The organism is Sulfurimonas gotlandica GD1 (assembly GCF_000242915.1).
GTDB lineage: Bacteria > Campylobacterota > Campylobacteria > Campylobacterales > Sulfurimonadaceae > Sulfurimonas > Sulfurimonas gotlandica.
On the sequence record NZ_AFRZ01000001.1, the window covers coordinates 2,901,344 to 2,922,245 of the forward strand.

General features: G+C 34.2%; 18 protein-coding genes. 10 read left to right on the forward strand and 8 right to left on the reverse strand.

Annotated features, from left to right (window positions below):
* Positions 1-10: 10 nt before the first annotated feature.
* Positions 11-1,120, reverse strand: a complete 1,110-nt coding sequence (locus SMGD1_RS14265; protein WP_008337374.1) for a multiheme c-type cytochrome — start codon at positions 1,118-1,120, stop codon at positions 11-13.
* 136 nt (positions 1,121-1,256) lie between these two features.
* Here SMGD1_RS14265 and coaBC point away from each other — a divergent pair, with 136 nt between their 5' ends.
* The 5 genes from coaBC to truA are packed head-to-tail and all read left to right on the forward strand — an operon-like array spanning position 1,257 to position 5,759.
* The gene (coaBC, locus tag SMGD1_RS14270) at positions 1,257-2,525 is read left to right on the forward strand and encodes a bifunctional phosphopantothenoylcysteine decarboxylase/phosphopantothenate--cysteine ligase CoaBC (protein ID WP_008337295.1); all 1,269 of its coding nucleotides are present in this window, start codon (positions 1,257-1,259) and stop codon (positions 2,523-2,525) included.
* A 2-nt stretch (positions 2,526-2,527) separates the two neighbouring features.
* Positions 2,528-3,205, forward strand: coding sequence for a di-trans,poly-cis-decaprenylcistransferase (locus SMGD1_RS14275; RefSeq protein ID WP_008337560.1), 678 nt, complete (start codon positions 2,528-2,530; stop codon positions 3,203-3,205).
* Between the two features lie 5 nt (positions 3,206-3,210).
* The gene (locus SMGD1_RS14280; protein WP_430738973.1) at positions 3,211-4,020 is read left to right on the forward strand and encodes a prepilin peptidase; all 810 of its coding nucleotides are present in this window, start codon (positions 3,211-3,213) and stop codon (positions 4,018-4,020) included.
* 2 nt (positions 4,021-4,022) lie between these two features.
* A complete protein-coding gene (locus SMGD1_RS14285; RefSeq protein WP_008337315.1) occupies positions 4,023-5,042 on the forward strand; it encodes an LptF/LptG family permease in 1,020 nt (339 codons plus the stop codon).
* Between the two features lie 6 nt (positions 5,043-5,048).
* Positions 5,049-5,759, forward strand: a complete 711-nt coding sequence (gene truA, locus SMGD1_RS14290; RefSeq protein WP_008341619.1) for a tRNA pseudouridine(38-40) synthase TruA — start codon at positions 5,049-5,051, stop codon at positions 5,757-5,759.
* Here truA and SMGD1_RS14295 read toward each other — a convergent pair whose 3' ends face one another.
* Positions 5,760-7,772, reverse strand: coding sequence for an LTA synthase family protein (locus tag SMGD1_RS14295; protein ID WP_008337101.1), 2,013 nt, complete (start codon positions 7,770-7,772; stop codon positions 5,760-5,762).
* Between the two features lie 93 nt (positions 7,773-7,865).
* On the opposite strand from SMGD1_RS14295, the gene SMGD1_RS14300 reads away from it, so the two are divergent.
* A complete protein-coding gene (locus tag SMGD1_RS14300; protein WP_008337133.1) occupies positions 7,866-8,345 on the forward strand; it encodes an iron-sulfur cluster assembly scaffold protein in 480 nt (159 codons plus the stop codon).
* Positions 8,338-9,147 carry a protein-binding non-hem iron gene (locus SMGD1_RS14305; RefSeq protein ID WP_008337592.1) on the forward strand — a complete coding sequence of 270 codons (810 nt, stop codon included), beginning with the start codon at positions 8,338-8,340 and terminating at the stop codon, positions 9,145-9,147. The genes SMGD1_RS14300 and SMGD1_RS14305 overlap by 8 nt, the downstream gene beginning before the upstream one ends.
* 8 nt (positions 9,148-9,155) lie before the next feature.
* Here SMGD1_RS14305 and SMGD1_RS14310 read toward each other — a convergent pair whose 3' ends face one another.
* Complete coding sequence (locus SMGD1_RS14310; RefSeq protein WP_008341620.1) at positions 9,156-9,902, reverse strand: YdcF family protein; 747 nt, start codon at positions 9,900-9,902, stop codon at positions 9,156-9,158.
* A complete protein-coding gene (locus SMGD1_RS14315) occupies positions 9,902-10,663 on the reverse strand; it encodes an alpha/beta hydrolase (protein WP_008337536.1) in 762 nt (253 codons plus the stop codon). The genes SMGD1_RS14310 and SMGD1_RS14315 overlap by 1 nt, the downstream gene beginning before the upstream one ends.
* A 48-nt stretch (positions 10,664-10,711) precedes the next feature.
* Here SMGD1_RS14315 and SMGD1_RS14320 point away from each other — a divergent pair, with 48 nt between their 5' ends.
* On the forward strand, positions 10,712-11,461 hold the full coding sequence (locus SMGD1_RS14320; protein WP_008337259.1) for a hypothetical protein: 750 nt from the start codon (positions 10,712-10,714) through the stop codon (positions 11,459-11,461).
* 1 nt (position 11,462) lies between these two features.
* Here SMGD1_RS14320 and SMGD1_RS14325 read toward each other — a convergent pair whose 3' ends face one another.
* The 4 genes from SMGD1_RS14325 to glyS are packed head-to-tail and all read right to left on the reverse strand — an operon-like array spanning position 11,463 to position 17,126.
* Positions 11,463-12,581 (reverse strand): NAD(P)/FAD-dependent oxidoreductase, encoded by a 1,119-nt coding sequence (locus SMGD1_RS14325; RefSeq protein ID WP_008341621.1) that lies wholly within the window; start codon positions 12,579-12,581, stop codon positions 11,463-11,465.
* Positions 12,582-14,006 (reverse strand): S1C family serine protease, encoded by a 1,425-nt coding sequence (locus SMGD1_RS14330; protein ID WP_008337611.1) that lies wholly within the window; start codon positions 14,004-14,006, stop codon positions 12,582-12,584.
* 29 nt (positions 14,007-14,035) lie between these two features.
* On the reverse strand, positions 14,036-15,115 hold the full coding sequence (locus SMGD1_RS14335; protein ID WP_008337256.1) for an FkbM family methyltransferase: 1,080 nt from the start codon (positions 15,113-15,115) through the stop codon (positions 14,036-14,038).
* Complete coding sequence (gene glyS, locus SMGD1_RS14340) at positions 15,108-17,126, reverse strand: glycine--tRNA ligase subunit beta (protein ID WP_008337087.1); 2,019 nt, start codon at positions 17,124-17,126, stop codon at positions 15,108-15,110. Before glyS ends, SMGD1_RS14335 begins: the two co-directional genes overlap by 8 nt.
* A gap of 130 nt (positions 17,127-17,256) precedes the next feature.
* Here glyS and SMGD1_RS14345 point away from each other — a divergent pair, with 130 nt between their 5' ends.
* Positions 17,257-19,350, forward strand: a complete 2,094-nt coding sequence (locus SMGD1_RS14345; protein ID WP_008337405.1) for a TonB-dependent receptor — start codon at positions 17,257-17,259, stop codon at positions 19,348-19,350.
* 8 nt (positions 19,351-19,358) lie between these two features.
* Positions 19,359-20,783 (forward strand): 4Fe-4S binding protein, encoded by a 1,425-nt coding sequence (locus SMGD1_RS14350; RefSeq protein WP_008337310.1) that lies wholly within the window; start codon positions 19,359-19,361, stop codon positions 20,781-20,783.
* Positions 20,784-20,902 lie beyond the last annotated feature (119 nt).

Sequence of the window (20,902 nt, forward strand, 5' to 3'; positions counted from 1 at the left end):
TTTCTTCCATCTATTCTACGCTGAAGTGTTTACTTTTTAGAACTGTGAATTCTGTTATCTCTTTTTCATCTTGGAGATTCAATTTTTCAAGAGCTTTAGGGTTTACTATAAAATAACCAAGAACTACTTCTACTTTATCACCACTCTGTAGAGCTTCATCAAACTTAACAACTCTTTTTTCATTAGCTTTTATCATAGTATCTTTTACAACTTCTGTTGCTAACCAAGGCATAGCCGGTTTGCCGTCTTTACCAATTATTTTTACAAAAGTATGAGTTTTTAGATCAGTTTGTTTTGCATCTCTTATCAAAGTAGCTCTTAATTGTACTACTCTTAGAGGATGAGTCATAAGATTATGAGGTGCTTTATTCTCTACAGTAATCTCAAAGCCTCTATTTGCATTTTGAAAACCAAACTCAACATATTTACTTAGCATCTCAGGTTTAACTCTTGCACCTGCAAAACCATGAAAAGCGTGTTGTTTACTTAACCTAACTGTTGTAGCAGTTCCATCTACTTTTGGCATATGACAAGTGATACAATTTGAATCCTTCTCTTTAGCACCCTCTTCATCAGTTGTACAAACTGAGAATTCATGTGAATTTTGTTTGTGAGAGTGACAACCCATACACATCTGACCATTGTAATAGTTCTCATTTGTATAATCTATGTCATGGTATGCCGAACCGACTGTAGTCTTATTCCCCCACCATGAAGTTGTCTTTTTATACTCAACTTTTTCACTTTCTCTACCAGCCTCAGCAGAGTAAAAAGTCTTCTCTTTTTTAGAGTATACATTCTTGTTTGCTTTAGCATGTTTTTCAACACTTGTAATAGTATGACAGCTAATACATGTGATACCTTCATGCTGTTCTTTTTCGCTAGTTGCATTTGGTGTATGACACTTTGCACACTTATAGTCACCTTTAGCTTTTGCAGGGTGTTTATCCCATACAGCTTTGTGAATTTTATCATCATATATAGATGATTTTTTATGCATAGAGCTTTCAAACTCAGCGGTAATAGTAGGATGACACTTCTTACAAGTTGCGGTGTCAGCCGAATCGGCAGATGCAAATAGTATTGAACTAAGAGCTAAGATGTAGAGTAAAGACTTCATATAAACAATCCTTTTAATTATTATAAGTTGAAATTCTATCAAAGATTTTAAAAGTTGGCTTGATATACATCAATAAGTAGATAATCAAGCAAATTAATTTGGTATAATCCATTATATATTTATAAGAGGTTATTTTATGCTTATTCCATCTGACTTACTTAAAGACAAAAAGATACTTTTAGGAGTTACTGGCTCTATTGCTGTTTATAAATCACTAGAGCTCGTTAGACTCTTCGTTAAGTCAGGTGCTGATGTAAAAGTTGTAATGAGTGAGTCAGCTAAAAAGTTTGTAACTCCTCTTAGCTTTGAAGTACTTACCTCAAACCAGGTTTTAGATGACACGAATGAGTCTTGGGTTAATGATCATAATCACATAAAAACTACACAATGGGCTGACCTATTTGTCATCGCTCCTGCAACTGCAAACACAATTGCAAAACTTGCTAATGCTATAGCAGACAATATGCTGCTTCAATGTGCACTTGCTTATCCAGATGCTAAGATTATAGCTCCTTCAGCAAACACAAATATGATGCACAATCCTATCACTCAAGGTAATCTTAAAATGCTTGCCATTGCTAATTACGAGATGGTAGACACACAGACAAAAGAACTTGCATGTAAGACTACCGGTGATGGAGCTATGGCTGAGCCAATAGACATTTTTTGGCAATCTGCCAAAGCCCTTCTAAGAGATGAGTTTTGGAATGACAGAAGAGTTATTGTAACTGGTGGCGGAACTATAGAAAAAATAGACGATGTTAGATATCTTTCAAACTTCTCCAGCGGAAAAATGGCTTCATCAATTGCTACTGCCCTTTACTGCAAGGGTGCCGATGTAAATCTGATTGCTACAAGATTTGAAGACAATATTCCACAAGATATGCACACTATTGATGTTGAATCTTCTGATGAGATGCTAGAGTATCTAACAGATTCTATTCGCATCGCTAAAAAAGGCAAGTTATCTAAAGCAACACTTATGAGAGATGAGCAAATCCACCTGATACAAAAAAAGCCGTATCTATTTATGGCAGCTGCAGTTAGCGACTATGTTCCTAAATTTGTGCAAAATGGTAAACTTAAAAAAGAGATGCTCGGGAATAGTTTCGAGCTTAGTCTTACTAAAAATGTTGATATCCTAAATTCTATTGATAAAGATGGCTTAGTTACCATTGGATTTAAAGCTGAGATGGACATAGAAAGTGCAATGAAGAGCGCTTCAAAAATGATAGATACTAAGGGCATAGATGCTGTATGCTTAAATATTCTAAAAGACTCTTCTAGTTTTGGTAGTGACAGAAATATGGTAGAGTTTATTACTCCAGATAAAATCGAATCACTCCCAGATGCTGATAAACTAAGTCTGGCATTTGACATATTAGAACATGCGAAGAATCTATAGAGATGAATAGAGCAAAACATATAGCCATCATCATGGATGGTAATGGTCGCTGGGCAGAACTAAGTGGTAAGAAAAGAGTAAAAGGTCATGAAGCTGGAGCTAGAGTTGTTAAAGAGATAACTACATACTGTTCAAACAACAAAGAGATAGAGCGTTTGACCCTATATGCTTTTTCAACTGAAAATTGGAAAAGACCTCGTTTGGAAGTTGAGTTTCTTATGAAACTGCTAGAAAACTACCTTAAGAATGAACTGCCGGTTTATCTAGATAACAATGTTCGTTTTGAGCCTATAGGTGATATAAGAGCATTTTCAAAATCTCTTCAAAAGACTATCAAAGATGTAAAAGACAAAACTGCTCATTGTGATGGTTTAGTTCAATCTTTAGCACTTAACTATGGTTCACAAGACGAGATGCTTCGCGCTATTAATAAGATAAAAAACTACGAAGATGATATTACACAAGAGATGCTGGGAAATGCACTTGATTGTAAGCACGATGTTGACTTGTTAATTCGTACAGGCGGAGATCACAGACTCTCTAACTTTCTGCTTTGGCAGGCAGCCTATGCTGAACTATTTTTTGTAGACACGCTTTGGCCTGATTTTACAACTGATGATTTGGAAAAAATCATTAAAAGTTATAAAAAGATAGAACGCCGTTTTGGAGGATTGAAATAGTGGAGATGCTAATTGCTTTTGTTTTTGGAGCTGTTATTGGCTCATTTTTAAATGTAGTGATACTTAGAATACCACATGATGAAAGTGTAGTCTTTGGTTCTTCGCACTGTCCTAGTTGTCAAACTCCTCTAAAACCTTGGCATAACATCCCTATCTTTTCTTGGATATTTCTTAGAGGCAGATGCTCATTTTGTAAAATAAAAATATCTGCACAATACCCAATCATAGAAATCATCTCAGGACTTATTTTTTTAACAATAGCTACTAAATTTACTCTTGCTTTTCCTGCACTTTTAATAGCTCTTAGTTTTTTAATGCTTTTAGCTCTCTCTGTTATAGATTTTAGATACAAAATGGTTCCAGACTCTCTAAATCTTTTAGCTATGTTTTTTGCAATCTTTGGAGCTTGGAACTTAAGTGGAGTTTTCACTAACTTTCAAAACGCTCTGCTCTTTGCAGGTGGATTTACACTGCTTAGATTTGTACTATCTTACTATCTTACTTCATCCGTTTATAGAGCTGGATTAAAGACTAAAACTTCTTGGAATAGATTTTATGATAGAACACCTTTTGTAGAAGCCATGGGAGAGGGAGATATCATGGTAGCTGCTACAATGGGAGCACTTCTTGGTCTTAAACTGACTTTAGTAGCTATATTTTTATCTGCTATTTTAGCTCTACCTGTTATGCTTTTACTTCTAAACAAATCAGCAGAACATCAGAGAGTTCCTTTTGTACCATTTTTAGCTCTTGCTACATTTATGGTATATATTTACGACTCTCCAATCCTAGCATATATCGAGGCAAATTATTAATCATGGATAGACTCAGAAAATACATAATCAACAACCTTTACATGATATTTTTATCTATGTTTATGCCTCTATTTGCCATTGCATCTGTTATTTTTATGATTAAACTAGCAACATATACGGCTGTTATTCAGCTGACACTTTGGGATATGGTAAAACTATATCTTTTTGTACTTCCCGAGATTCTGTTTTATACACTGCCTCTAACATTTTTCATAGCAGCCACTCTGTCTCTTTTTAGGCTCTCTACTGACAACGAGATGGTTGTTCTGTTTGCTCTGGGTATCCATCCAAAATTTATAATCAAAACACTATTTAAACCGGCCGCTCTTCTTAGCGCTCTTTTGATGTTTAATTTTTTAGTACTTTTTCCTCACGCTACAACACTCTCCAGTAACTTTGTATCTTACAAAAAGAGTGAAGCTAAGTTTAACCTCAGTGCTTCGGAGTTTGGACATAGCTTTGGTGACTGGCTTCTCTACATAGGTAAAGATAATGAAAACGAGACATACTCTGATGTTATTTTATTCAATAAGAACAAAAAAGAAGAAATTATCATTAGTGCTAAAAGAGCTGAGATTATTAACGATGCCGGAATACTTAGACTAAAACTCATAGAAGGTGAAGGCTACAGCTATTCTAAAGAAGAGTTTTCACAAATCGACTTTGATACTATGTATATAAATGACACTATGAGAACTGATTTGGCAGTTTACAGAACACCTCTTGAATATTGGCTCTCAAATGATAGAAAAGAGAGTAAAACACATATGATGATCACTGATACGCTCTTAAGTCTTTTTCCGCTGATTAGTCTATTTTTAGTAGTTAGTATTGGTGTTGTTCATGTACGACATCAAAAGGGAAGAATATACCTATATCTCTTTTTAGGTGTTTTATTATATTACGGTGCGACACTAGGACTGCAAAAATCTTTAGTTTACTATACGATTCCAACAGTAGTTATCACTTGGCTGATAGTAACATACATAATCTACAAAAAAAATATCGTAGAGAGATTCTAGTAAGAGATGCGTTGTGCTTTAACGATTGCCTATAATGGCACAGACTTCTTAGGCTCGCAAGCTCAAAAAAGCTCATCCAATACTATCCTTGGAAATATTGAAAAAGTTCTCTCACAGCTTAGTATAGACTCCAAAATCATTGCATCTGGAAGAACAGATAAAGGTGTCCATGCTACCGGTCAAGTCTGCCATATAGACCTTCCAGAGTTTTGGCAGGATTTAGAGAGACTAAAAAAAGTTTTAAATGATATGTTATCTTCTAGTATTCAGGTCAAAGCTATTAAAGAAGTAGATGCAGAGTTTCATGCAAGATACAGTGCTAAAAAAAGAGTCTATAGATACCTTATAAAAGAATCAAAAAGTAATCCATTTGAAAATAGTTTCATTACATTTTTAAACTCTGTAGACTTTAACGCCATTGAGAAAAATATCAAACTATATATTGGTGAACATAACTTTGCCAACTTTATGAAAACAGGCAGTGATACTAAAAGCAGTATTAGAATAATTTACAAAGCTTTTGCATATAAATATAAAGGCTACATTATTTTAAACTTTGAGGCAAATGGATTTTTAAGAAGTCAAATCCGCTTAATGGTTGGAGCACTTCTGAGACTAGATGCAAAAGAGTTACAAGAGCAGTTAGAGTGTAAGAAAAATCACAAAATAAAACCCGCACCAAGTAACGGGCTCTACCTCGCTAGAATTAAATACTAATTATTTAGCATCTTCTTGTTTGTTGAAGTATGGAATATACTTAGCAGTTTCATAGATGCCATAGGTCAAATCTTTCATCTTTTTAACAAGCTCTTGATTCTCGGCTGAGTGGTCTTTTAGTGGTGTGTCACTTTGGATTTCATAGAGTCCCGCACCTGTTCCATCTTCTTTTGTTTTAAAGTAATATTTCTCTCCAACTAAACCAATGGTAGGATTTGTGCTATGCTGAATCGTAAAAGCATATCTGCTATCATCAAAACTATCATCAAAAGCATCTCGACCCAATGTAGTACCAGTATATGAGATATTAGCCATAGATGCGATAGTTGGAAATGCGTCTATCTCACTAATCACTTTATCAAAAACTTTTGGCTCTTTTATAAGAGGAGAATAGATTACAAAAGGCACTCTATGTGAGCCTAAACTAAGATGGGAACTGCTTTCGCCAACATAAGTATGCTCACCTGTTCTTCCATCTATACCGTGGTCTCCCCAAAATATAAAGATAGTATTTTTATAGTAGTCACTCTTACGGGCAAGTTCCATAAAATGCCCAACAGAGTAGTCCATAAACCTAAAGGAGTTATATTCCTTTACAGAGTGAAAACCATACTTTACTACTTCTTCTTCACTAATATCAGTTCTTGGCTCATAGCCATAGCTATTATCAGGAATAGTATATGGTCTGTGATTCCCAGAAGTCTGGATTACTGATAGGAATGGCTCTTTTCTTGTTAAAAGACCTTTATGTGCCTCACGAAACAGATCAATATCTGAGATACCCCAAACATCAGTACGTGGAGATGAATAATCACCCTCTTCGTAAAGCTTTAGATTATCCATAGATTGAGTCAACATTCCACGGATATTTCCCCAAGATGCTGAACCCCCAATAAAGTAAGACTTATCATAACCTTTAAAATCCTGTCCGATACTATGCTGATTTACAATAAGAGGGTTACGACTAGAAGTTCCCTTTAACTCAACATCAGGCAGGCTTGTAACTGTTGTGTATATTGAACGTGCTGTTCCGGTTGATGGTGTAAAATAGTTTTTAAACAGGTATCCATTTTCAGCCAATTCTCTAACATAAGGAGACGGATCTAGTGGATTACCTGAAACACTTGATTTATGAGATGCGAAAGACTCTAAAATAACTATAACAATATTTGGCTGGTTTCCTATTGGATGTTTAGGAGTTACTTTTCTTTTATAATTTAAAGTTTTTTCATCTTTATCTTTCACACCTATAAAATCAGCAATGATAGAGTAATACTTAGCAACTTTTTTCTTATCATAAGAAACACGTCCATTTTTCCAAGTATCGAAAAAGTAGTGTACTGGATTGTAGGTTAGCTGTGTTGCAAATGGATGTTTTGAAAAAGCTGCTTCACTCCAGCGAAGAGGATACTGAGAAAACTTACTATAACCTGCAACCAGGAGAATTAAAAACGCGCCTAAGCCAAATGCTATACCTTTTTTTATAGTTATATTCGCTTCTTCTTGTTTTGAGATAAGAGTAAAAAGTTTATATATGAGATATATGAAAATAAAATTTGCTAAGGCGATTCCAATAGAAATCCAGATAACAGGATAACTCTCCCAAACCATTTGTGTTGAAATATCAAGATTTTCTAAAAACCGAACAGCTGTAAAGTCAAGCCTTGTATTTAGATAAGAGTAGTGACCAAAATCAAAAATATAGAACATAAAGTAAAAAGCGAATACCCCACTAAAATATACTAACCAAAAATATCGAAAAAAAGTCTGCTTAAAAGGGCTTATCCATTTGATTCCTCCAAGAATAAAAAATGGAAGAACCATAAGCACAACCATTCTCAAATCAAATCTTAGTCCAAGCCACATAGACTTAATAAAATCACTTATGATTAGAGGAGATGTCGGGTCGCTAAAAGCAATGTAAAAAGCAACTCTTAGAACAACATATAGAAGTGTTAAAGATGGAATAAAAATTAGTAAAAATCTTAAAAGTTTTGGAAGTTTTAAAAACATATAGATGAACTCTCTTTGTGTGGAAAAATATTATGGAATTTTACTATTATTTTAGTTACCATTACATTAACAAAAATTATAAAGAATTAAACTATGAATGAAATGCTAAAAGATGTAAAAATTCCTGATGGAATAAACGCTGATACATTGGAACATTTAATGGATCCAAAGAATTATGGTAAACTTGAAAATGCAAACTGCGTAGGTGTTGGACTTGATGAAAAAACAAAAGAGTATGTAATCTTTTACACTCTTTTAGATGGTGAGATTATCAAAGATGTTAAGTTCGCTACTAATGGCTGTCAGGACACTGTTGTAATAGGATCGATGTTTACTCAGATGATAAAAAGCAACGATCTCGAGTATGCAAACGGTGCTATTCAGAAGATGAATGAAAAACTAGGGAGTATGACTCCTCAGCAAAAAGTATGTGCAGATATAGTATTTACAGCTTTTATAGCTTCTATGAAAAACTTTGAAAACATACAAAATGGTGCAGAAGAAGAGTTGCACATACTAAAGATGAAAGATAGCTGTGAAGCTGAAAATATGCAAGGAGAGAACAATGAATAAAATCTACCAGAAGAAACACGAACTATGGCTAAGCATAACTTTTGCTTCATTTGCAATAAGTGATGAAGAGATAAAATCAAGACTTTATGACTTTGCCCAAATAGCATTCAGACATATGAAGTGGATAGGTACAGATACTCTTACAAATGGAGATGACTATAACTATGACAGAGATATGACTCTTTACAAAAAAGAAAATGTTTTTGAAATATTAGAAGCATTAGTAAGTGAAGTTGAAAGCATACAGAGTGTTTATGGAAGTAGTGTCCTAGCAGATAGGATTAAAACAGACGACACCTACCTTCTAGAATACCTTACACAGATTTTAAGAAGAGAGTCAAATAATAAACCAGTCACTGCTTTTAATATGAAGAGAGAGTGGTTAGACAAAAATCTAGAACGAGACCAGATAGATGCTCTTACTCTATTTCTGTTTGAAGAGTCATACAAAGAGTATGAGCTTATCTTAGTCTATGCATATATGCAAGCAAGAACAGAGAATGTAATTCAGTACAATGTTTTTAGCGACCTAATAGATGAGTCACACTTTCATCTCAAATCTTTTGGAGATATGATGGCAAAACTTGGCATCTTAGCACTTCCAAGAGAACTACATGAGATGACTTATGTCGTAAAGGATCTCAAACAATTCGTAACGGATGGAATAGCTGAAGAAGAAGCTGCAAAAGTTATGTGTAAAGAGTTAAGTGAGGCTATAAAAGATGAAGAACTATCTAAGTTTTTTGACTTCATAAATTATCAGGAGAGTTATCATATAGAGTTAATGAGAAAGCTTCTTTAGCTTCTCATCTAACTTCTCAACTTACTCCATAAGATTCCCAAGTATTCATGCATGGCAATTTGAGATAAGTAAAATGAACCCATAGTTGGAAGTTTTAAAAAACTTCTAAATTTATCTTTATAAAAAGCGGTTGGAGCAGCTATTGGCTTTAAACCTATAGACTCAAACAGCATCATCGATCTCGGAATGTGACTCGCACTTGTAACGAGAACAAATGGCTCATCACCAACTAATTCTTTTGTAAAGTAGGCTTCTTCCTGTGTATCTTTTGCTTTCTCTCCAAGAATAATATCTTCCTCTTTTACCCCTAGTGCCAATGCCAATCTTTTATTCATTTTGGCAACTGATATTTTTTCATCACCACCAAAACCTGTAAAAATCAACTTTGAACCTTCTGTTTGATTATAGATTATTATGCCTTCCAAAGCTCTTCTCGTTCCTGCTTCTGAGATTATAGATGATATAGGCTGAGTCTCATCACCATTATGTCCATTTCCTAAAACATGAATATATTTTATATTATGCTTATAGTCATATTTTGGATACTGATTTTCCAAATCTGAAATCAAATAGTTTGAAAAAGGCGGATATGAGAACATAAAGAGAAGCCCAAAAGCGAGAGATAAAGAGACCTTTGCCAATTTATATTTTTTAAGTTTTGAGAGAATAAACCAAATCACAAATAACGAAAAAACCATTCCATATGGCTCAACAAAGAAAGTAACAAACTTCTTTAACATAAATCCTAATTCCATTATGATATCACTCCATTTATTTCATCTATCACTTCATTACACCAAAGTAACTCTTTATGACTTAAACTATCAAACTCTCTATAAAGAGCCAGATTTTTTATACTGTTTTTTAATATTCTAGCATTTTTAATATATACTACTTCATCACTTTTACTTGAAAACATATATACCGGTGCTTCTATACTTTTTACAAATTTTATATTATCAAATTTATACCTTAGTATCCACGAAACCACTACCCCATATCTTGCTTTTGCTAAAGAGGTTGTTGAATCAAAAGCGCCAGTTAAGAATACTCCTAATGGTTTATGCTTACTTGCTACAAACGCAGCTACACTTGCCCCCATAGAAAAACCTAAAATATAAAAGTCACCATAGTTTTTCTGAACTATTTGTGCTATTTTTAAAGCATCCCCAAGCATATTCTGCTCACTTATTGTGCCTTCACTTCTTCCATAAGAGCGATAATTAAAGGTTACTATCCTGCTATCTTTAAACTTAGAAGATAGTCTATTTATAAGACCTACACTATCATGTTCTCTACCACCAAAAAAAATAATTGTACTCTTTGCTTTTGAAGGTTCATAGGCCACACCCTCAAGCTCTACTCCATCTTCTGTCGTGATGCTAAGTATCTCACAACAACTGCCAATCTCCTCTTCACGAAAATGTGTTGGAGAAAAAACTATAAAATGCTGCCAATGGTAAATAGCAAAAGCCAGTATCAAAAATGTAAAAAATAAAAAAGCAATATAAATCATGTCGAGAATTATAGTATAATTCGCGAAAGTTATATAGGACTACAAAATATGCAGACATTCGGAAAATTTTCAACAAACTTCGACCAGGAATACTTAACAAAACATTATATTTACATCAATGAAAAAGATGAAAACAGAGAAGATATACTAATAGATATAAACGACCTAGAAGAAATGCTCAAAAAAAAGCGTAAAACTGTAGCTGGAACCATCTTTTTATACAATCCGACTATAAGCCCTGTTGGTTTTAACACCAACTCACTACTAGCAAAGCAGGGATTTGTGTTTGATGATAAGTTTCATGAACTAAACTTTAATGACATGATGAATCTTTTTTCAAAATCAATTAGAGATGGTTACAGAGGAAAGCTTTTAGAAATAAAATACCTATTTGGTCTAAACAGAGGCAATATTGAACCAACACCTATATTAGAAGAGCTAGATGCAGATTTAGATAAATACAACTCAAACCAACTAACTCGTTTTGACAAGCAACTAAATTATCAAGACTATTTAAACCTTAGTCTAAATGGAAAATTTGTCTATTTTGGAAGTGGGCATAAGCATGACAGACATCATAAAGAGATTATTGCATATGCTAGAAATATCGCCGCACAAGCTGTTAAACTTGGTAAAGAAATTTATTTTACTCATGACAACAATTATGCAGCAAGTGAATGTGTAGATGTGGCATATTTCTTAGCTCCGCTGGCAGTTGGGAAGATAAAAGAAAAACGTATCAATGCATTTAAAAATGCTTTTAGAACTAATCCACCTACTATCCAAAAACTACAATAGTTTAAAGTTTCTTAGCCCATCTAGCGAAAAATCTAGCCGGGCTGAGTTTTTCACTGATCTTTTTACCACTAAGAATATGCTCGCTCAAAATCTTTGCCAAGTATGGCGCTAATACAAAACCATAACCGCCATTTCCATTTATCATATAAAGATTTGGATAGTATGTGTATTCCTCAAAATCAGGTTTTTTAGTTTTAAATCTAATACCTTTAGAAACAAGTGTCTCTTCTGATAAGACAAGAGCTCCTATAAGTGGCATATAATCAAATGAGCCCGAACGCAATCCTGTAAAATCTCTAAGAACCTCAACATCTTTCAAACTTATCGTTCTGCTTGCTTTTTCCAACAACTCTGCCCGCCCTGCTTCTACATCGTAAGGCTTAGTCGCTGTTTGTGGATGATAGTGAACATTATGAGTAGCTCCGATTGCAAGTTCACCATCATTGCTTGGAGAGATAGATACATTTTGATGGATGCTGTATGGATTTGAAGTTGATGTCTTTATATCAATACGATGACCCCAGACACCGCGAAGATTTATATATTGCTCTTTTACAACACTCTCATAAGCACCGGTAGCCAAAAGAACACTCTTAGCACTGTAAGAGTCATTTATAATCCACAGTCCATCATCATAGACAAGGGTCTCTACTTTTTGCTCTACATACTTAGCACTCTTGCTCATGGCTCTACACATAGCCTGAGCATTTACTACTCCTGCATCTATACATATATGTTCGTAAGCGTTTGCGTGCTCTGTAAGACTCTCTAGGTACTCTAAAGATGGCTCTCTTAACTTGAGTGGTGTGTTTTGCTTATACTCTTTTAATATTTCTGATGACTCTTCATCTTTGGCAATATGCAGGAGCTCTGTTTTTGTAAATAATTTGGGGAAGTTTTTCTCATAAAACTCCATACTGTAAACAAATGCATCGTGAAGCAGTTCTTTTAATTCTCCGCCTTTTGAAAACTTAGGAGCTATGAATGCACCAGCCGCACCACTTCCACCACTTGCAATTCCATCCATATCAAAGATGATTACTCTCTTGCCTGCCTCGGCAAATTCATGAGCTACACTCGCACCGTTTATACCTGCACCAATTATTGCTAAATCATACAACTATAATCTCTCACTACTTTTAATGCTGTATCTTTTTAGAATAGTTTTTTCAATCTCCAAAGCCTTCTCCCTGTCTATAGCTATCTTAACACCCTCTTCATTTTCTATAATAAGATATTTACCGTCAAACTCTTTTACTATCTTCAAAAACTCTTTAAAATTTTTAAACTTCTTAGAGTTTACCTTATCTACAATCCAAAGAGAAAAATTATGATCTCCTCTACTTATATCAGATGCTAGAACTTTCAGTAAAAGAACTACTTCTTCCTTATCATCTGTTGCCCACTTAGAAGCTGCATCTCTTAGCTCTAAAAGCGTAGAGTTACTATTCATCAACAGATTTCTGCTCAATGGGGAGAAAACATAACCGCCATAGACATAATACTTGGGCATAACATCATAAAAGACCGTATCTACTAAAAGGTTGTCATCTGCTATGTTATTAAGTTGCACGGAAATCTTTTGTTTCTTACCATCTCTCAACACACGTACAGTGACACTCTCTCCAAGTTGCTTTTTATCAATGTAATATTTATATGATGTAAATTGGTGATGCCTAAACTCAACTGTTCCGTCATTTTCTATTTTATTACAATCAATGCTGAGTAAGACATCACCCGGTTTAATCTTATCAAATGCTGCTGACTTCTGCGCAACATCAATAATAAGAACACCAGTTGTATTGTCATCCATCTTATTAACACGTCGAAGTGTCTCATTTTCCATTTTTTGAGTACCTATACCCATATGAGCAAATCCATCATATTTTTTATCTTTTATATCATCTAAAAAGTGTTTAATTATTTCTGCAGGGACTAAATAACCAAGGTTTTGAGAGCGTGATATTTGCTGCATTACAACACCAACTATCTTACCATTACTCACAGCAGGACCACCACTACTTCCCGGGTTTACAGCTGCATCTATCTGTATAGATAAAAATATCTCTTTTGAATGGGCATATCTGTTATGCTCTATTCTTGATACAATACCTGTACTAGCACTAAGACTATCTCCACCCATAGGAAAACCATATACTGTAACCTCTTGACGTATTGTTGGAAGCTCTCCAAAAGTCAGACTCTTGGCACCTTTAAAAAATGTCTCATCTTTAACTCTCAAAACTGCCAAGTCTGCTTGATGAGATATATACTCTACTTTTGCTTCATAACGCTTAGAAGAACCATATCGCTTTACTTCTATAAATGTTTCATTTGCAACTATGTGAGCGTTAGTAAGGATTCTATTTCCCTCTATAATACTTCCTGAGCCATGAGATCTATTTATATTTGAGTTCCATGGGGTCATATAGTTTGGAGTTTTAGACACAGTGTATATTTTAACGATAGACTCTTCTACCTCAGTATTTGCCAGTATATTTGTACTTAGTAGCGTAGTAAGCAGTATGTATAATAGTTTTTTCATTCTCTACCTTTTTAGTTGGTATTTAAATTTTACCTTTTTTTAGGGATAAAATAAAGGACACTCTCAAATATACCTTCCATATAGTGACGTAAATAAACCTTGTACTCACTTTCTATAGAAAGTATCTTTTTAGGGATCCTATACCAGTCCTCAGCTTTGTGATAGATGCAGATGGCTAGGATTGGTTTATATTTTTTTATAGTCTCTTTTGCACCATCTATGGCATCTTGTTCTGCACCCTCAATATCTAGCTTTATAAAGTCTACTTTTTCTTTTACTATATTGTCAATAGTGTTTATCTCTGTTGCTTGGTAGTTATGGTCACAATTATTTTGATTTTCTTGTTCGTTTGTATAATTTAGTTCTTCTTTAGCACCTAAACCGCAGTTTATAAATTCTATATTTTCTATATCCCCAAAATCTCTTTTTGCTATATTTATGTGTAAGTTATTTGGTTCAATAGCATAAATCTTTTTATAATCGGAGAAGTTTTTTATGATTTGTGGGATGGTGTCTCCTACATATGCACCGCCATCTACAAAACATATATTTTTTATCTTGGGAACTATTGCTCTATCAAAGTATTGTTCGTCATGGTTGTTTGTAAAGCCATGCATAAAGTCAAAGTCAAATGATATTTTAAAGTTTAGAACTTTAGTAAATACTTCACGTGAGAGTTCATCTTCTAATAAGTCATAAAGATAGGTATATTCTTCATGATTTTGTCTAAAGTCTTCTTCAAAATCCAGCATGAAAGGCGGTGCAACTAAAGGTAGTTTTGAGTATCTGTAAAAAGACAGATAGTTAAAGTTGGTGTAGCCCTTAGCATCTAAAGTATTTTTTACTTCCAGTGGACTGCCAGTAGAAACTGATAAGATAATTGAGTCAAAAGGCACATCATCGATGCTGAGTATCTCTTTTTTCCTAGAGCGTTGAACTCTTGAGAAATCATCAATAATTCCATCAACTTCTACATGTTTGAGTATTGCTTTTGTTAGTGAATTTATACCGAGGATATATTTTTTTGTAGTTGTAGATGGAGACAGGAAAAGCTCTGTGAGTTTCCTGTCTTTTTCGTTGACGTAGTCGAAATCTACTAAATTAAACACTAACTTCTTTAATGTCTGCAATATTTAAAATACTTTTGTAGATAGATGCTACTAAAGATTTTCTATTGTTTTTAACAGCTTCATTTTCAGCATTTACCATTACGCCTTCAAAGAATTTATCAAGTTCTGGTTTAAGACCTAGAAGTGCATCCAGCTCCTCTTCATAAGAGTCGTATGATTTGGATGCAACGTTATTGTAAGCATTAAATAAAGCCTCTTCTGATTTATCTTCAAACAGTTTAGCATCTACACTCATATCTTGAGAAAGGTCGATATCTTTAGTGATGTTTGCAACACGCTTAAATGTAGAAAAAGACTCACTGAAACCTTCAGCGCTAGCAATAGCATCTAGAGCTTCTATTTTCTGACCCATCGCAACTATTTCTCTCTCTCCGGATGCAAGAACAGCTTCAACTATAGAAGGATTTACTTTATAGTACTGTTTTACACGCTCTAGGAAAAAGCTCTCAAGTTTTTGCATATCTATCTCAGCATATCCAGATGCAAGCTCAGTCATTGTTTCAACTATATCAAACTCCAGATTATGCTCTCTTGTAATTCTAACAAGACCATTTACAGCACGACGAAGTGCAAATGGATCACGAGAACCTGTAGGAATTTGGTTGATGCTAAACAGAGCTAAGAGAGTATCTAGTTTTATACTCATAGCAACTATAGCACTAATAGCAGTCGACGGAAGCGCGCTGTCTTCACCATCTGGAAGATACTGCTCATTTATTGCAGTTGCAACTTCTTGACTCTCACCCTGCTCTAGTGCATAGTATGAGCCCATAAGACCCTGAAGTTCTGTAAATTCATAAACCATCTCGCTCGTAAGATCAGCCTTAGCTAGACTGATAGCTCTGTCTAGGTCTTCTTTTTTAGCATCTGGTTTGTATTTGTCAAATAGAATATTAGCTATTTTTGCTTCTCTTTGAATTTTATCCGCAACACTGCCAAGACCTTTAAAAAATGCAACTTTTTCAAGTCCCTCTGTACTTAGTCCATTTTTCAAGTCATTATCGTAGAAGAAAAGTCCATCAGCTAAACGAGGACGAAGAACTCTCTCGTTTCCCTCTATAACTTCAGAAAAATCATTTGTAAGTGCGTTTGAAACCACAACAAACTTGTTTAAAAGTTTTCCATCTTTAAATACTGGAAAGTATCTCTGGTGTTCTTTCATAGAAGTGATGATAACTTCAGGAGGAAGTCTTAAAAACTCCTCATCAAATGTTCCAAGTAGTGCAGTTGGATGCTCAGTAATAGCTACAACTTCATCAAGAAGGTCTGCATCTACTTCTATTTGGATGCCATTGTCTTTTTCTAAAGATGCAAAGTTTGCTAAGATATCTTCTCTTCTTTGTTCTTGAAAAAGTGTAACTCCACCTTTCTTTAAAACATCAAAGTACTCTTTAGCTCCAGAGATACTAACTGAGTCAAAGTTTGAGATGCGGTGAACAAAAGTCTCTTTTTTAGACGTGACACCAAATAGTTCAACGTCTACAAGCTCATCACCTAAAAGTACATTTACCCAGCGAACAGGTCTGATAAAACTCTCACTAGAACTTCCCCATCTCATAGACTTACCGAAGTCTAAAGAGTTGATCCAAGTGTTGATGATGTCACTAAGAAGCTCAATTGATTCTTTACCTTTAACATCTTTTTTGTAATAAAGAACTTCTTTTCCGCCCTTAGTACCTGCAGAAATCTCATCAATAGATACTCCACACTTCTTAGCAAAACCAAGAGCAGCAGGTGTAGGTTCACCATCTTTGTAAGCAACTGCAATAGGAGCACCAAAAAACTCTTCTACACTATCAGCTTGTTGAGTATTGAACTCTCTGTGCCAAATAACCAAACGACGAGGAGTATAGTAAAATTCAAACTCACCAAGAAGTGAATTTTTTTCTAAAATATCAACATACTTTTTTTCAATATTTCTCAACTCTTTTAAAAGTGGAACAGCCGGTAACTCTTCAACACCTATCTCTATCAGTAGTGGTTTTAACATATTTGTACTCTTTTATTAAATTAGCGCGATTTTATCTATTTTTTGGTTAAAGAGTTCTTTTATTACTTAACACATAATTAACACATGTGAGTTAAAGTTGTCAACTAAGAATAACAACAAGGGAAGAAGAATGAAAATAAGACTATCAATATTCACTTTAATGGCATTATCATCGCTCAGTGCACAGGAAGTCATATTAGACTCTATTAGTGTAACTGCTACTAAGATATCGACAAAGACAAAAGATATCTCTCAATCAATAGCTGTTGTTGATGAAAAGACAATTGAAGATAAAAATGTACTCAATATTCAAGATGCTATAGGTGATATACCGGGTGTAATTGCAGAATCATCAACCAACTCTCCAAGTCCTAGACTTATCATCAGGGGTGCAGGACTTAAAGCTAGATACGGGGTTAGAGAGATCATGATCATGAAAGATGGTGTTCCTATGACTGATCCTGATTCTTTTACTAGATTTGACTTTATAGATATGCAAGATGTATCTAGTGTAGAAGTACAAAAGGGACCAGGTTCTATCAATGCTGTAAATGCAACAGGTGGTGTTATCCAGCTAGTTACTAAATCTGTGTTTAAAGATGATAAAAATAGAATAAAAGTCGGAGCAGGTAATGACAATCAAAGAAATGTTAACCTAAAACTAAGAGGTGCTCTAAGCAAAGATGACTTCGTAGCTTTTACCTTTAGTAAGAGAACAATAGATAACTCTTGGAGAGATCACAATAAGTTTGACTCTACTCAAGCTACACTCAAATATGGTCATATGTTTGAAGATGATTCAACATTTGAAACAGAGTTCTCGTATACTGAATCAAATATGGAACTACCTGCTTCAATGACTGCAAGTGAGTTTGAAACATTTAAAAATACAGGTAGTCAACATAATACAAGTGATCAATGGCAAAACAGCGGAAGAGATTCAAAGATTTTTTCTATCAATGCAAAATATGAAAAAGAAGTTGGAAGTACTACTTTTAAACCTAGAGTTTACTTCAATACTTGGGAACATTTTCATCCGGTAACTGGGATGATTAATGATAGTAATGACAACAGTGTATATGGAACTGATTTAGAGCTAAATAATCTTCATAAACTATTTGGGCAGAAAGCTACGTTTGTTGCGGGTGTAACATTAAAAGCAGATATTACTAATGGAGCCAAAAAATATAAATATGCAGATTATGAAACTAAAGTTGCTACAAGTTGGCCCTTTGCCCCATACATTAGTAAAACCCTATCGGACAATAAAGGTGCTTTAGCACAGACTGAGGATAGTAAAACTATCCTTTATGGTGGTTATCTTATGGAAACATTCTCTCCATCAAATGATTTTATTATAGATGTTAGCACAAGAGTAGATGAACTTAGCTTTGATATTAGCGGTAATGAGGTTACAGCCTATAGTTATAGTCTTAAAAACTATACAGCTGGTAAAGGCTTATACAATGTAGATAAATCATACACACTTTTCTCAGCAAAACTTGGAGCAGTATATAAAATAACTGACACAACAAATATGTATGCCTCTGTTGCAACAGCTAATCAAGCTCCGACTACAAGTGAACTAGGGGAAAATGAGCAATTAAATATGGCAACAAGTGTAAACTACGAGATTGGTCTAAAAACAAGAGCAAAAAACATCTCAGCTGATATAGCTATCTATCAAAATGATGTGGATGATGAAATTATTCAAATCAAAGATGCAAATGGAAATTCTATCTATGATAATGCAGGTAAAACACAAAAAAGAGGTTTAGAGGTTACTGCTGTTTATAAACCAATTGAGAGTGTACAGCTTGGTGCTAACTACGCCTTTAGTGAGTTCAAGTTTATTAAATTTAGCGAGAACGTAGGTTCTTCTTCAGTTTCAAGAGACGGTAACTATTTACCATATATTCCAAAAAATCAGTACTCACTTTTTGCTACATACAATATGAAAAATGGCTTTAAATCAAGAGTAACAACAAAGACTTGGGGGAAATACTATATGGATAATGCAAATACCCAAGAGTATGATGGCTACCAGTTCGTTACAGACATTATGCTTGGCTATGAAAAAGATGCACATAATATTCAACTTAATATAAATAACATCACAAACCAATACTACGCAATGGAAGCTCTAAAAGATGTCTATGGCAATGAGTCATATAAAGCGGCTGCTCCTATAAACGGGATGCTAACTTATATCTATAAATTTTAGGACGTATCATGGTTGATTATCAAAAAAGAGATAAAAACGATATCTATAACATCCCTCTTCTGGGATTTATATTTAAAAACAAATTGTTTATTAGAGTTTTACAGACAGCTGTACTTGCTCTATTTATATATGCTATCGCCTTTGGGATTATCTATCCTAGCAAAGAAGAAAATATATTTACATCAGCAGTTTTCTGGTCTCTGTTTTGGCCACTGTTTATAGTAGTTTCTCTATCAACATTTGGTAGAGTATTTTGTGGCATCTGTCCACACGGATTTATGGGTAAGTATATTACAAAGTTTGGTCTTAAAAAGAAGATGCCAAAAGCACTTGCAAATCCATTTATAGGTGTTACACTTCTTCTAGTCGGATTCTGGCTGGTTTATTACATCTATCCACAAGCATACAAAACTCCTATAGCTACTGCTATATTTTTCATTGTTCTAACTCTACTTTCCGTTGTATTTTTCTATATATATAAAGATATGAGCTACTGTAAGTCTATCTGTCCAATAGGGACTATGATGAGAGGCTTTTCAAAAATATCATTTACTACCCTTGGAACTTATGAAGAGTCTTGTAAAAGTTGTACAACATTTGAGTGTGCATCTGCGTGTTCATATAATCTAAAACCTTTTACCTTTGACAAAAGAGACAGCATGACAGACTGTACTTTATGTATGGACTGTAGTGATGCTTGTGAAGCAGTGAGCTTTAAACTTGTTAAACCGTCAAATTCTCTATTTAAAAATTTTCAAATTCATAAAGTAGAAGTTTGGGCAATGATTCTAATCACTGCTGCCATAACAATAACTATGTCATTTCATCACGCTCTTAGTCGTGTAGCCATAGCAGACCAATATATCTGGTCAAGAACGGGTGCTTTTTTAGAACAAAAAGTTGCTATTCCAGGACTTGATTATGTAGGTATCAGTGCTCTATTTTTAGCGATGGTTATTACTATATCTTTAGTTTATGGCGGTATGTTTATAGCTTCAAAGATTTTAAAAGAGGATTTTAAAAAAGTATTTTACTCTCTTGGTTATGCAATAACTCCAATCTTTATTATAGGTGGTCTTTCACACACTTATGAGTTTTTCTTCTTGCATCACTACAGTGATATAGCAAATGGACTTATTCAAGGTTTTGGCATCTCTACGGAAGAGGTAAAAGCACTTGCTACAAGAAAAGACACTTGGACAAGAGTATTTTCTATAATGAATCACATAGCTGTAATCTGGGCATTTATTATTATGGCAAAACGTATAAATTTTTTCACTGCTTCAAAAATAGCAAAAACAGCAGCCTTTTTCTTTGCATCTAGTTTGATTATCTTTTATCTGGGATTGAATGTTTATAAGGGATATGCATTTAAGACTTATGGAGCAAAAAAATCTGGACATAATCATAGTAGCCATAACACAAAATCATAATATAAATTATTTTATCTCTCTTTAAGCCATTCTGATTTTAGAATGGCTTAAAGCTCCTTCTACGTGCAATTAAAATCATTTTAGTCAAATAATGACTATATTCTTTTATCAGATTCAAA

What these genes read in the sequence shown, in the direction of transcription:
- SMGD1_RS14300 (WP_008337133.1), top strand. Translation starts at nt 7,866, where the DNA reads ATGAATGAAATGCTAAAAGATGTAAAAATTCCTGATGGAATAAACGCT.
- SMGD1_RS14280 (WP_430738973.1), top strand. Translation starts at nt 3,211, where the DNA reads ATGCTAATTGCTTTTGTTTTTGGAGCTGTTATTGGCTCATTTTTAAAT.
- glyS (WP_008337087.1), bottom strand. Translation starts at nt 17,126, where the DNA reads ATGTTAAAACCACTACTGATAGAGATAGGTGTTGAAGAGTTACCGGCT.
- SMGD1_RS14345 (WP_008337405.1), top strand. Translation starts at nt 17,257, where the DNA reads ATGAAAATAAGACTATCAATATTCACTTTAATGGCATTATCATCGCTC.
- SMGD1_RS14285 (WP_008337315.1), top strand. Translation starts at nt 4,023, where the DNA reads ATGGATAGACTCAGAAAATACATAATCAACAACCTTTACATGATATTT.
- truA (WP_008341619.1), top strand. Translation starts at nt 5,049, where the DNA reads ATGCGTTGTGCTTTAACGATTGCCTATAATGGCACAGACTTCTTAGGC.
- SMGD1_RS14295 (WP_008337101.1), bottom strand. Translation starts at nt 7,772, where the DNA reads ATGTTTTTAAAACTTCCAAAACTTTTAAGATTTTTACTAATTTTTATT.
- coaBC (WP_008337295.1), top strand. Translation starts at nt 1,257, where the DNA reads ATGCTTATTCCATCTGACTTACTTAAAGACAAAAAGATACTTTTAGGA.
- SMGD1_RS14320 (WP_008337259.1), top strand. Translation starts at nt 10,712, where the DNA reads ATGCAGACATTCGGAAAATTTTCAACAAACTTCGACCAGGAATACTTA.
- SMGD1_RS14315 (WP_008337536.1), bottom strand. Translation starts at nt 10,663, where the DNA reads ATGATTTATATTGCTTTTTTATTTTTTACATTTTTGATACTGGCTTTT.
- SMGD1_RS14330 (WP_008337611.1), bottom strand. Translation starts at nt 14,006, where the DNA reads ATGAAAAAACTATTATACATACTGCTTACTACGCTACTAAGTACAAAT.
- SMGD1_RS14265 (WP_008337374.1), bottom strand. Translation starts at nt 1,120, where the DNA reads ATGAAGTCTTTACTCTACATCTTAGCTCTTAGTTCAATACTATTTGCA.
- SMGD1_RS14310 (WP_008341620.1), bottom strand. Translation starts at nt 9,902, where the DNA reads ATGGAATTAGGATTTATGTTAAAGAAGTTTGTTACTTTCTTTGTTGAG.
- SMGD1_RS14350 (WP_008337310.1), top strand. Translation starts at nt 19,359, where the DNA reads ATGGTTGATTATCAAAAAAGAGATAAAAACGATATCTATAACATCCCT.
- SMGD1_RS14305 (WP_008337592.1), top strand. Translation starts at nt 8,338, where the DNA reads ATGAATAAAATCTACCAGAAGAAACACGAACTATGGCTAAGCATAACT.
- SMGD1_RS14275 (WP_008337560.1), top strand. Translation starts at nt 2,528, where the DNA reads ATGAATAGAGCAAAACATATAGCCATCATCATGGATGGTAATGGTCGC.